Origin of the sequence: Acinetobacter sp. NIOH-H-8, from assembly GCF_046635365.1 — a bacterium.
Lineage (GTDB): Bacteria > Pseudomonadota > Gammaproteobacteria > Pseudomonadales > Moraxellaceae > Acinetobacter.
This window is the reverse complement of record NZ_JBHDVN010000073.1, coordinates 1-11,812: the sequence shown is the minus strand read 5'-3', so window position 1 is coordinate 11,812 and position 11,812 is coordinate 1. Positions and strand designations below refer to the sequence as shown.

Sequence of the window (11,812 nt, the reverse complement as noted above, 5' to 3'; positions counted from 1 at the left end):
GTCGCCATGTCACTGAATACTCGTCCTAGAAAAGCGTTAGATTGGCTTACACCATTAGAGAAATTTGCTCAGCTTGTTGATTATCATAAGGCTTTTGAAACTGTCGCACCTCATGTTTGAATTCGCCAACTTTAGCTGCATACTCATAATTAGTTGCAAGAGAATTATTAATCAGTTGCTGTCGGTGAATTACATTGCTCACAATCAATGTAATTGAAAAAAGAATCACCAGACTCACAAGTAAAAGGATTAAAATCAATTTACGTAAATTAAGTTTGAGTGAAATGAGCAACTTTTGAACACTCATAACTTAATCCCCTGAATCGTTCAGAAATACAAAATGTATACAATATATTTCAATAATTATATTATGTGATGTGGTTCTCTATTTTAGATGAATAATATTCAGTTTGTAAGCATTTTTGAAGCTTAATCTGTTGCTTATTTTGTAAGCAGAAATGGTTTGGTCCATTTGTTCAATATATTTAAAAGATATGGAAAAAGACTAAGATCAAAAAAATAATAAAATACTGATTTAGTAAAAATTATATTTTTATAATATAAGAAAATTTTATTTAAAAGCTAAATTTTCTATCTAGCCTAATATAATTAAATAGATAATAAATAAAGATTTATTGATTAAAAAATAATCTTTTAAAAGGTAAATATTTGTTTTTCAAAGCCTTCACTATAGGGTGAAAGGTGGGATAAATAAGTGCTCAAAAGGATATCAATTAAATTTGAACACTTATTTATTTTAGGAAAAGCTAATTTTCTGATTTTACAGTTGTTTTCTCAATGAGAAAAATTAATTACTCTAAAGTACTTCTTAACATCCAGGCTGTTTTTTCATGCACATCAAGACGTTGCGTGATTAAATCTGCAGTCGGTTGATCGTTGACTTCATCAACAACTTCAAAAAGATTGCGTGCGGTACGTGCTACCGTTTCATGAGCATTTACCAATAAACGCAACATTTCTTGGGCATCTGGTACACCTTCTACTTCTTTAATAGCAGTCAGCTTAACAAATTGCTGGTAAGTGCCGGGTGCGGCAAAGCCTAAGGCCCGGATACGTTCTGCAATCAGATCAAGAGCATTCCACTGTTCGGTATATTGGGTCATAAACATGCTGTGCAGACTATTGAACTGTGGTCCGGTGACATTCCAGTGAAAGTTGTGGGTCATTAAATAGAGGGTATAGCTGTCTGCCAATAATTTAGATAGACCTTCGACGATTTTGGCACGGTCTTCGTAAGAAATACCAATATCAATTTTCATAGCTTTAGCATTTTTTTCTGAAGAGCCCATGTTTTACTCCTTAACAATTTTGTAGACAGATATCTTTTAAAATAGAAGTTTGCCAGTCATGGCTGAAAAGATAGGAAATCTTGGCAGCATGACCTTTTATATGAAATAGATTTTTGCCACTATTTATATGTGGAAATAATTTTAAGTACTTCTGAGTTATATAGTTTATAGGACGGGCAAAGATATAAGTTTAGGCGTTCTGTATAGCCTGGTGACAGGATTGTAACTGTATAAAGAAATTAATTTTGCCTTATAAAACTCAAATGTCTGGATCAGTTTTTTAAAAACTTGTTTTCATTTTTAGATGATTAAGCCTTTATTTCATGATTTTATCTTTTAGTAAAAACTATCAGCTTTAAATTTTTCGAACTTTGTGATCGTTACTCGGTAAAAAAAACTGTGTAGTTAAGAAAAATAACAGAACTGTGCCTTTATTAAACAAGCCACTACAAAGACTCAGCAATGTATTCGTCAAATCTCGTTATGTTAGGGATATAGACGAAATCAATAAAAAGATTTTCATACTCAGCAACAGCTCACCATATACAGATAAAAGTGGAACTTTATTTCTCTGTAAAAACGGCAAGATGTTGAATAAAACTCAAGCGAATTTGAGATAGGCAAAAAAAGACTTCACTAAACTCAAGATCAGCAAGGAAAATGTCATGAAAATTAAGGCGAACAGTCCAGCCACAGGTAAAAATGGTTTAGATAAGCAGAATACCAATAAAAAAAGTGAGCAGCTTGATGTATACCGTAGCGACTCAGCCGAACAGACACTGACTACCAACCAAGGTGTCAAGATTTCGGATAACCAGAACAGTCTAAAAGCGGGCGTTCGTGGGGCAACTTTAATGGAGGATTTTATTCTTCGTGAAAAGATTACCCATTTTGACCATGAGCGTATTCCAGAGCGAATTGTGCATGCACGCGGTGTTGGAGCACATGGTTTTTTTGAAGCTTATCCAAGCAATGAAAAATGGACTAAAGCCGGGTTTCTAACCAATACCGGTGCCCAGACTCCAGTCTTTGTTCGATTCTCTACAGTACAAGGTCCTCGCGGTTCAGCAGATACGGTACGTGATATTCGTGGTTTTGCGACCAAGTTTTATACGGATGAAGGTAACTTTGACCTGGTGGCCAACGATGCGCCAGTATTCTTTATTCAGGATGGCATCAAGTTCCCTGATTTTGTCCATGCGTTAAAGCCTGAACCACAAACCGAAATTCCATCAGGCGCATCAGCACATGATACTTTCTGGGACTTTGTTTCTCTTGTGCCTGAATCTGCACATGCGGTGATGTGGGCAATGTCAGATCGTGCTATTCCACGTAATTTACGCTCGATTCAAGGTTTTGGGGTGCATACTTTCCGTTTGATTAATGCTGAAAATAAAGCTGTCTTTGTGAAGTTTCACTGGACGCCTAAACAAGGTCTGACACAGCTGGTATGGGATGAAGCGCAAAAACTGGCAGGTAAGGATCCGGATTTCCATCGTCGTGACCTGTATGAGGCGATTGCTTCAGGTAATTACCCAGAATGGGAATTAGGCGTACAGATCGTTCCTGAAGAAGATGAAATGAAATTTGATTTTGACTTGCTGGATGCAACCAAAATCATTCCGGAAGAACTGGTTCCAGTGACTCCAATTGGCCGTATGGTGTTGAACCGTAATGTTGATTATTTCTTCGGTGAAACTGAGCAGGTTGCTTTCTGTCCAGGTCATGTCGTACCAGGTATTGACTTTACCAACGACCCGCTACTACAGGCCCGACTGTTCTCTTATACCGATACTCAACTAAGCCGCTTAGGCGGCCCAAACTTCCATCAGATTCCAATCAATAAGCCGGTTTGTCCATTCCATAACAACCAGCGTGATGGCCTGCATCAACGTCTTATTCACACCGGACAGGCCAACTACGAACCAAACTCGATTGATGATAACTGGCCGGCTGAAGCGCCAGGTGCGACTCAGGCAGGTGGTTTCGAAAGCTATCAGGAGCGTATTGACGGTCATAAAATCCGCCAGCGTAGTGAGTCTTTTAATGATCACTTCACTCATGCCCGTTTATTCTATCAAAGCCAGGCACCACATGAGCAGAAGCATATTATTGATGCCTATGTCTTCGAACTGAGTAAAGTACAACGCCAAAATATCCGTGAACGTGAAGTGCTTGAAGTGCTGTGCAATATTGACTTGACGCTGGCTCAACAGGTTGCGGATCAATTGGGTATTGAAATCCCAGCTGAGAAAAAAGCTGCAAAACTGCCTGATGTTCTGATTTCTAAGCGTCTATCTTTTGAAGCGTTTAAACCTCGCGATATTAAGGCACGTAAAATCGCGATTCTGGCACATGACAAAGCCAATGAAGCCAGTATTAAAGCTGTACAGGCTTGGGCTGAATCAGAGAGTGCTGTGGCTGATGTTTTAACACCTCGTCCAGGACCAGTTCTGAGCCAGCAAGGTACAGTGATCCCATCTGATGGTATGCAGAAAGCTGAACCGTCGATTGCCTATGATGCTGTAGTTATTGTCGATGGTGATAACTATGACATGGTGCTGAAAGATGGTATCGCGACTCACTATCTGCTTGAGGCTTATAAGCATCTGAAACCAATTGTCTTCCTAGGAGATAAAGGTCAGCTGATTGAAGATCTAAAACTGATCAGTGATGAAGGTACTTTAGCAAATTCTCAATTCGATACTGTGCAAGACACCTTTAAGACCTTGATCATGAATCACCGGGTTTGGGCGCGTGAATTGATTGCAGAAACTATTCCTGCATAAATACCATGAGAATAGAAGCTTCGGCTTCTATTCTCTATTTCAAGGGATAAAAATTTTATGGCGAGACCAGATCCTAAAAAATTACTGGCACAGATGCAAAATGCGCAATGGAGCAGGGAGCAGGATATTTATCTGATCGAACATAACCATCTACCTATGAGTCAACTTAGAGAAGAGTTGCCTTTTAGTGAAGAAGAAATTATGGCACGCCGTAAGGTACTAGGACTAATGACCCGTTTAAAACAGATGAAAAGACTTTTTCCTTAACTGGCTTTCATCAAATGACCACAATATCGATATTTTTGAGGAAGCACTTTTATGGACCTCAGTTCAATATTAGAAAGATTTAAAAATTCATCATTAGAACCTAAAGAAAATATTCAAACGACTTTGAAGGAACTGGTACAACTTTCGGATCAGGTTCCTTTTCCTGCATCAGGGGAAACTTTAAAACGCTGGCAAATTTTAAGCCAGATCTCGGCAACCAATTTAAGTCTGGGTAAAATATTTGAGTCGCATCTGGATGCAATTGCGATTCTGCATGAATTAAATATTCCGGCACATCCTCATCAGCTTTGGGCAGTCTGGGCAGCAGAAGGCGGGCCTCAACCATTGCAGCTGAATGAAGATAAGCTGACTGGCATTAAGACTTGGTGTTCCGCTTCTAGCTGGGTAGAGGCAGGCTTACTGACTTATCGGGATGAACAAAATCACTCTCAATTGCTAATTGTAGATATGCAGCAGCCCGGTATTCAGCATGACCATACTGTCTGGCAAGCTGTAGGAATGCAGCATACATCCACTGCACAACTAGAATTTAATCAGGTTCCTGTCAAAAAAGTCGCTGATCCACATGCATATCTGGATCGGGTAGGATTCTGGCATGGAGCAGCAGGCGTTGCTGCTTGCTGGTATGGTGCGACAGTAGCTCTTGCTGAATATCTGCAGCAGGAACAGTTAAGAAAACCGCATATGTATAAAGCCATGTATCTGGGTGAAATCAGCCGTGATCTTTTAGCTACTCAGGCTTTGTTTTATCGGGTTGCAGAATTGATTGACCAGCAACCCAAATTTCCTCATCAACTTCAGATTCAGGCTTTGCGCGCGCAGGTTGAAGCCACTGCATTAAATGTACTCAACCAGGTTGGAAAAGCGCTCGGCGCAGCGCCTTATTGTACCAATTCTTATTTTGCCCAGCTCGCAGCAGATCTACCGGTATTTATCCGTCAAAGCCATGCTGCCTTTGATCTTGAGCGTATTGGAGAGCTAAGCGCACAGGAGGAAGAACTATGGGCACTTTAAAACATGAGATTGTCGAAGATCGTGTGATCCATGGGGAAGGGACACGGGTAGAAGACTGGCGTAACTGCGAAATATTACAGCAGATGCCAGAATTTGATATTTCCAGTGTAATTCCTGCAGATGCCAGAGTCTGTATTGTGGCACCGCATCCGGATGATGAAATTCTGGGATGTGGTGGACTGATGCAACGTTTGGATAAACTCGGCTATAAGATTGTACTGTTTGCAGTAACTAATGGTACGGCCAGCCATCCCGGTTCGAGTCTGTATACGCCAGAAGAGCTGAACCAGATTCGTCCAGCAGAAACGCGTCAGGCTCTGGAAGAATTGTCCTTAGAACAGCCAGTTCTTCGGATTGCTTTGGATATTCAGGATGGAAAAGTAGCTGAGCAGCGAGATTTGCTCAAACAGCAATTGCATTCGTATTTGCAGCCTAATGATGTATTGGTCACGACTTTTGTTCATGATGGGCATCCAGACCATGAAATAACCGGGCAGGTCGTCCAGCAACTCGCCACTGAGCTACAGTTACCATATATTCAAGTTTTAATCTGGGCGTGGCACTGGGCCACACCAGGAGATACCCGAATTCCTTGGACGGTTGCGCACAAACTCAGGCTGACAGATGAAGAATTAAAATGTAAAGCCCGAGCTGCACGATGTTTCAAAAGTCAGATTGAGAATGATCCGACGACAGAACAGGCACCGATTGTCCCTGAGCATGCATTAGAGCGTGTTTTACAGCCATGGGAGGTTTATCTGTATGAACAGTAAATCAACCTATGATCATGCCTATTTTGATGCTCTATATGCCTTAAACCATGGAGATCCATGGCATTATGAACAGCGCTGGTATGAACAGCGTAAACGTCAAATTTGTAAAGCACTCTTGCCCAAACTGCATTTTGAATCTGCCATAGAAATTGGTTGCAGTAATGGCATGCTGAGTCAGGAACTGGCTCCACATACCGGAGAACTCATCTGTCTGGATGCAAATGCGACAGCGATCCGGCTGGCGCAACAACGTTTGCAAGATTATTCTCATGTCAGTTTTGTCCAAGGCGTTGTTCCGGAAGACTTGCCAGAGCGTAAATTCCAGCTAATTGTGCTGAGTGAAGTCTTATATTATCTGGATCAGGCCGCTTTAGAGAAATTGACCCACTGGCTGCAGCACGCTCTTGATGCAGAAGGCTGTATTCTGGCTTGTCACTGGCGGGCACCGATTTCAGGTTTTAGCTTTACTGGTGATGATATTCATGACCATCTAAATGCACACTTACTTTACAGAAAATGTTCACAACTTCAGGAACCTGATTTTCTAATTGATGTCTGGATGAATAGCCCACAATCTGTGGCAGAGCAAGAGGGCCTTAAATGAATAAAATTGGCGTGGTTATTCCTGCCTGTAATGAAGAAGCCTTTATAGAACGCTGCTTGCTGGCCTTAAAAAAAGCACAATTTGAATTTTATCAATACCTTGGTTCATCAGAAAATATTCCCGAGATTAAGATTTTAGTTGTCTTAGACAGTTGTACCGATCAAACCGCGATCAAAGCGATGCGACTGGGGGTGGAAGTTATTAGTTGTGACTTTCGTTCAGTGGGTAAGACCCGTCATTTAGGAGTCCAAAAAGTAATTGAACAAGGATGCGACTGGATCTGTTGTACTGATGCGGATTCAAGTGTTCAAGAGGACTGGTTCAAAGTCATGTGGCAGCACCAACCCACTGATGCAATTTGTGGAGTCGTTGATGTCGACGAATGGAAGCATTTAAGTCTGGAAGCCCGATTGAAGTATTTAGGTCACTATCAGGACAAAATGGATCATCGCCATATTCATGGTGCAAATTTATGTTTTAAAACAAGTATATATAATGATTTTAATGGGTTTCGCCAGCTAGATTGTCATGAAGATGTCGACTTTGTTCGCCGTTTACAACAGGCAGGAGTCGACATTACCTGGTCCAATCAATTGAGGGTAGCGACCAGTAGTCGACTACAATCAAAAGTTGCTGAAGGTTTCGCCTGTTTTTTACAAAATCTTGAGTTACAGGAAGCAATGAAAAAACCGATTAGCGTATACAAATAAAACTATAAAATTATAAATTTTATACAATCAATTACTTGTAAAAAATTTAAAAATTCATTTCTAAAAGCTATTTCATTTAGAAAAATTCTGTTTATAATTCACACAAATTAAGCCCTGCTACTTATATTTTTCAGCTATAAGTCCGCGGGGTTTTTCTATGGATGATCGGTAATGGATGCCTGAGCTCTTTCTTTTGGAATGACAATGTTAAATTCACAGCTAATTTCTCGTCTTCAGTCTCCATCACCGTATCTCTGGCAGAAAATCGCCACTGCACTGTGTTTTTTTAGTCTAGGTTTTAGTACAGCTGCCTGGGCGCCATTAATTCCTTATGCGCAGCAGCGCTTATTGCTGAATCATGCTGACTTTGGTTTGCTTTTGCTATGTGCCGGAGTTGGCTCAATGCTGGCAATGCCATTGGCAGGTCGTATGGCAAGCAAGTTTGGCTGTCGTGCTGTGCTGGCTGTTATTCTGGCTGCATTTCTATTCATCTTGCCAGCACTAGCGATTAGCCCTACCAGCTTGATGATGGCAATTACCCTGTTTTTCTTTGGGGCCAGTGCAGGCGCTTTGGGTGTAACCGTAAATATTCAGGCTGCCCAGATTGAAAAACTCATGGATAAAAGTTTGATGTCGGGTTTCCATGGCGTATGTAGCTTGGGTGGTCTGGTTGGTGTATTAGGCATGACCACGTTAATGGGATTTGGTCTGGCACCTTTAACTGGCGCACTGGTCGTAAGTGTGATGTTGCTTGCGATTGCGATGCTGGCAATTCCATTCTGCTTAGGTGGTCAGTCATCAACTACAGAAGAAACTAATACAGCTACAGCAAAACCTGCGAAAAAAGCGCTACCAACATTCGCAATTTTAGGTATTGGTCTGATCTGTTTTGTATCCTTCCTGTCTGAAGGCGCAGCGATGGACTGGAGCGGTATTTATCTGGCAACCCAGTTTAACGTACCTGCGGCGCATACCGGTTTGGCTTATAGTTTCTTTGCTGGCTTGATGGTACTTGGACGTTTTAGCGGTCATCTCATCATTCAAAGCTTGGGTGAAAAAACCACTATCTTACTAAGTGCATTACTGGCTGCAGCAGGCTTATTCATGGTGATCTTTGCACCAGTATGGCAAGTCGTTTTAACTGGTTATGCGATCTTGGGTCTAGGGAGTGCCAACATCGTTCCGTTAATGTTCTCTCGTGCAGGCCGCCAAAAATCTATGGCTTCTCATGTAGGATTATCTTATGTATCGGTATTTGCTTACACTGGCTCATTGATCGGACCAGCCCTCGTAGGTTTCGGTAGTGAAATTATTGGCTTACGTTTAGTGTTTACAGTGATCGCAGTTGCTTTAATGAGCATTGTAATCCTAAACCATCTGACTGCCGGTCACAAAGAATCAGAAAAAGCAGAAGGTCTTATTGCCGGCCTAGACCACAAAACACCAGCATAAAGCTGGTGTTTTTTTATGGGCTTTTCAGACTTTAGGCATGCATATTGAACTGGGTCGAAATACCTTTGGCCACTGGTCGATAAATTCGCAGGCTTTGTGATTTTTTCAGGTCCGACAGGAACTGATCACGCCAGCGAATGATATCGAAATTCTTCAAGCCTTGCTGTAAATAGCGGTAACGTTCCAAACGTTCCGACTTCGACATACGTAAGGCTCTTTTCAAGGCTTTGGCCATACTGTCCTGATCATAAGGATCGACCAGTAAGGCTTCTTTCATTTGCTCGGCAGCCCCGGCATATTTAGACAGAATTAATACGCCAGGATCTAGCGGGTCTTGCGCAGCAATATATTCTTTGGCCACCAGATTCATCCCGTCACGGATTGAATTCACCCAGCAAATATCTGCCTTACGGTAGAGCTGCATCAGGGCTTCATGACCCAAAGTGTCATAGCTACAGTCAAAAGGCAGCCAGTTTGCATTGCCATGCAGATGGTTTAAATTCTGCACCGCAGCCTGGAACTGTTCATAGAGTTTTTTATAGCTGTTCACATCCAGTCGGCATGGGCAGGCAATCTGTAATTGCTGGAACTGATTTTTAAATTCAGGTTGTTCATCCAGCAACTCCTGGAATGCATGAATTTTCTCCAGCAGCCCTTTACTGTAATCAATCCGGTCAACAGAAATGATGGTCTTATGGGCATGCTTTTTATCGAGATCAAAGGGCAGGTCAGTGACTTGACTCTCAGCAGCCTGCTTCTGAATTTGTGCCGGATGTACACCGATTGGATAAGCCTTCACATAAATCCGTTTAGACTGATAACTCAGGATTTCATCATTGCGATGCTGGATATTTAATACCTGTTCCAGGAAATCAATACAGTTGGCCTGATCGCGTGGAGTTTGCAGACCGATGACATCAAAATCTCCCAGATGTCGGGCCAGTTCCTGATAAGGAGGCAGCGTTTGCCAAAGTTTCAGTTCGGGGAAAGGAATATGCAAGAAGAACCCAATCCGGTTGCGCATGCCTAATTTACGGCAGTAATACGCTACACTCAGAAAATGATAATCATGAATCCAGATGATGTCATGCGGTGAAGCCACCTGTTTCAGGTGTTTGGCAAAACGCAAATTGATATCTTTATAGGTTTTAAAATCCTGCGGCTGATATTCGACACGTTGATGCTGGTCATGCATTAACGGCCATAAGGCATTATTAGAAAAACCACAATAATAACCCTGGTACTGGGCTTCGCTCAGTGCACTGGTATGATATTCCACATTCTGATGTTTCAGAATCTGAAATTTCTGTTCCTTGTTCTGGTCAACTCTGGAGCCATTCCATCCAACCCAGATGCCGCCTATATCTTGCAATGCATCCTGCAATGCAACAGCCAATCCACCAGCCTTCATACTTTCTGGGTTAGGTAGATTCACACGGTTTGATAACACAATGAGTTTAGACATGTGATTTCTCCAATCGTTGTTGTTCTTGTACTTCAATTACCTTTAAAAACTCTTTCAGGAAGGCCTGAACTTGAGAGACGTTTTCCAGTCTGTACCGTGCTAGGGTCTGGCCAGGGCCTACTTTGATTGAGCAGCCGTGAAGGGCATTGATGACTTTGAATCCGGCTTCATCGGTCAGGTCATCACCGATAAACATGGGATAATGATCATTGAGATGGTATTGCTGAATAATCTGTTGAATCGCTGAACCTTTATTGGCGCCTTTGGGCACCAGTTCAAAAACATACTTGCCAGCTTTTAACTCAAAGTCGGAAAACTGGTTAAGACATTCCAGCGCAAAAGCATGTACGCGATCTTCTAGTTGAGGATGTTCACGAAAATGTAGTGCAACAGAATAATCTTTAACCTCGATCCGCAAATCAGGGATTTGAACTGCCTGTTCCTGAATATATTGTTTTAGGGCTTGTAGCTGCGGCTGATTTAAAGAGATTAATGTCTTTAAATCAGCTTGATAGATTAATTCCAGACCATGTGATCCAGCGATATTCCATTGCAGAGGATGAATAAGTCTTTGTGCTTGTAAAATAGAACGACCCGTAACTAATATCAGCTGAATATATTGTTGTAAATTTTCCAATATATTTATAATTTCAGGTTGAATTATACTTTTATCTGGATCTGGGTGAAATTCAGAGATTGTTCCGTCAATATCAAGAAATAAAACAACCTGGTCTGAGTCCATATTCAGGTTGCAATCATTTAAAATCATCTTTGGCGATATATAAAAAGATGAGCTAGATGAATCTTCTAAATCTTGTTCCCTATGTATGCCTGACATAAATCCACCTAAGTACATGATATAAAATAGATTAAAATTTAGAGTTAAACTGTGTGATTTTTAATCTAATTAGTTTTATAACATATTCTATTTTTCAAAATGGCTTTAGGCGCAGAAAAGAAACACTTTTGACATGTAAAGTTACTTTGTAAAATTTGGAAATATTCAGCAGGAAAGGTTGATATTCTTTGTATATTTGTAAAATAATTTTTCAGTGATTTTTAATATATTAATAATGATATTTAAGGTATTGCATATTAAGTGATTGAGTAATTTTGAGTGCTATAAATAAGACTCTTTTGATTATTTAATGTAAAAAAATGGTTTTGATTTATATTTCTAGAAATTAATTCATTAGCTTTCTATTAAATAATAGGGGCGAATTCAAACATGAGGTGCGACAGTTTCAAAAGCCTTATGATAATCAACAAGCTGAGCAAATTTCTCTAATGGTGTAAGCCAATCTAACGCTTTTCTAGGACGAGTATTCAGTGACATGGCAACTTGATTTAAATAATGCTGATCTGCCTGATTTAAATCAATCCCTTTAGGTAAATATTGCCTAATTA

10 protein-coding genes and 2 pseudogenes are annotated in these 11,812 nt (G+C 40.8%); 8 read left to right on the top strand and 4 right to left on the bottom strand.

Annotated elements, in window-relative coordinates; genetic code table 11:
• A pseudogene (locus ACEWB7_RS16180) lies at positions 1 to 120 on the top strand (IS30 family transposase); the annotation flags it as partial.
• A 692-nt stretch (positions 121 to 812) separates the two neighbouring features.
• Here the strand turns inward: ACEWB7_RS16180 and ACEWB7_RS16175 are convergent.
• Positions 813 to 1,310 carry a Dps family protein gene (locus ACEWB7_RS16175; protein WP_004783133.1) on the bottom strand — a complete coding sequence of 166 codons (498 nt, stop codon included), beginning with the start codon at positions 1,308 to 1,310 and terminating at the stop codon, positions 813 to 815.
• Between the two features lie 665 nt (positions 1,311 to 1,975).
• On the opposite strand from ACEWB7_RS16175, the gene katE reads away from it, so the two are divergent.
• The 7 genes from katE to ACEWB7_RS16140 all read left to right on the top strand — a co-directional run bounded on the left by katE (position 1,976) and on the right by ACEWB7_RS16140 (position 8,940).
• Complete coding sequence (gene katE, locus ACEWB7_RS16170) at positions 1,976 to 4,099, top strand: catalase HPII (protein WP_411580965.1); 2,124 nt, start codon at positions 1,976 to 1,978, stop codon at positions 4,097 to 4,099.
• Positions 4,100 to 4,156: 57 nt separating this feature from the next.
• Positions 4,157 to 4,366: a hypothetical protein gene (locus ACEWB7_RS16165; protein WP_166135421.1), complete on the top strand. Its 210-nt coding sequence runs from the start codon at positions 4,157 to 4,159 to the stop codon at positions 4,364 to 4,366.
• A gap of 51 nt (positions 4,367 to 4,417) precedes the next feature.
• Positions 4,418 to 5,401 (top strand): acyl-CoA dehydrogenase, encoded by a 984-nt coding sequence (locus tag ACEWB7_RS16160; RefSeq protein WP_312318172.1) that lies wholly within the window; start codon positions 4,418 to 4,420, stop codon positions 5,399 to 5,401.
• Positions 5,389 to 6,174, top strand: a complete 786-nt coding sequence (locus ACEWB7_RS16155; RefSeq protein WP_312318169.1) for a PIG-L family deacetylase — start codon at positions 5,389 to 5,391, stop codon at positions 6,172 to 6,174. The genes ACEWB7_RS16160 and ACEWB7_RS16155 overlap by 13 nt, the downstream gene beginning before the upstream one ends.
• Positions 6,164 to 6,778, top strand: coding sequence for a class I SAM-dependent DNA methyltransferase (locus ACEWB7_RS16150; protein ID WP_312318166.1), 615 nt, complete (start codon positions 6,164 to 6,166; stop codon positions 6,776 to 6,778). Before ACEWB7_RS16155 ends, ACEWB7_RS16150 begins: the two co-directional genes overlap by 11 nt.
• Positions 6,775 to 7,488, top strand: coding sequence for a glycosyltransferase (locus tag ACEWB7_RS16145; RefSeq protein ID WP_411580964.1), 714 nt, complete (start codon positions 6,775 to 6,777; stop codon positions 7,486 to 7,488). The genes ACEWB7_RS16150 and ACEWB7_RS16145 overlap by 4 nt, the downstream gene beginning before the upstream one ends.
• A 204-nt stretch (positions 7,489 to 7,692) precedes the next feature.
• Positions 7,693 to 8,940, top strand: a complete 1,248-nt coding sequence (locus ACEWB7_RS16140) for an MFS transporter (protein WP_312318161.1) — start codon at positions 7,693 to 7,695, stop codon at positions 8,938 to 8,940.
• Positions 8,941 to 8,971: 31 nt separating this feature from the next.
• Here the strand turns inward: ACEWB7_RS16140 and ACEWB7_RS16135 are convergent, their stop codons facing one another.
• The 3 genes and pseudogenes from ACEWB7_RS16135 to ACEWB7_RS16125 form a co-directional block, all read right to left on the bottom strand.
• On the bottom strand, positions 8,972 to 10,405 hold the full coding sequence (locus tag ACEWB7_RS16135) for a trehalose-6-phosphate synthase (RefSeq protein ID WP_312318158.1): 1,434 nt from the start codon (positions 10,403 to 10,405) through the stop codon (positions 8,972 to 8,974).
• Entirely contained in the window at positions 10,398 to 11,243 is an 846-nt protein-coding gene (gene otsB / locus ACEWB7_RS16130; RefSeq protein WP_312318156.1) for a trehalose-phosphatase, read from the bottom strand. Before otsB ends, ACEWB7_RS16135 begins: the two co-directional genes overlap by 8 nt.
• Positions 11,244 to 11,627: 384 nt before the next feature.
• Positions 11,628 to 11,812: pseudogene (locus tag ACEWB7_RS16125) on the bottom strand (IS30 family transposase); the annotation flags it as partial.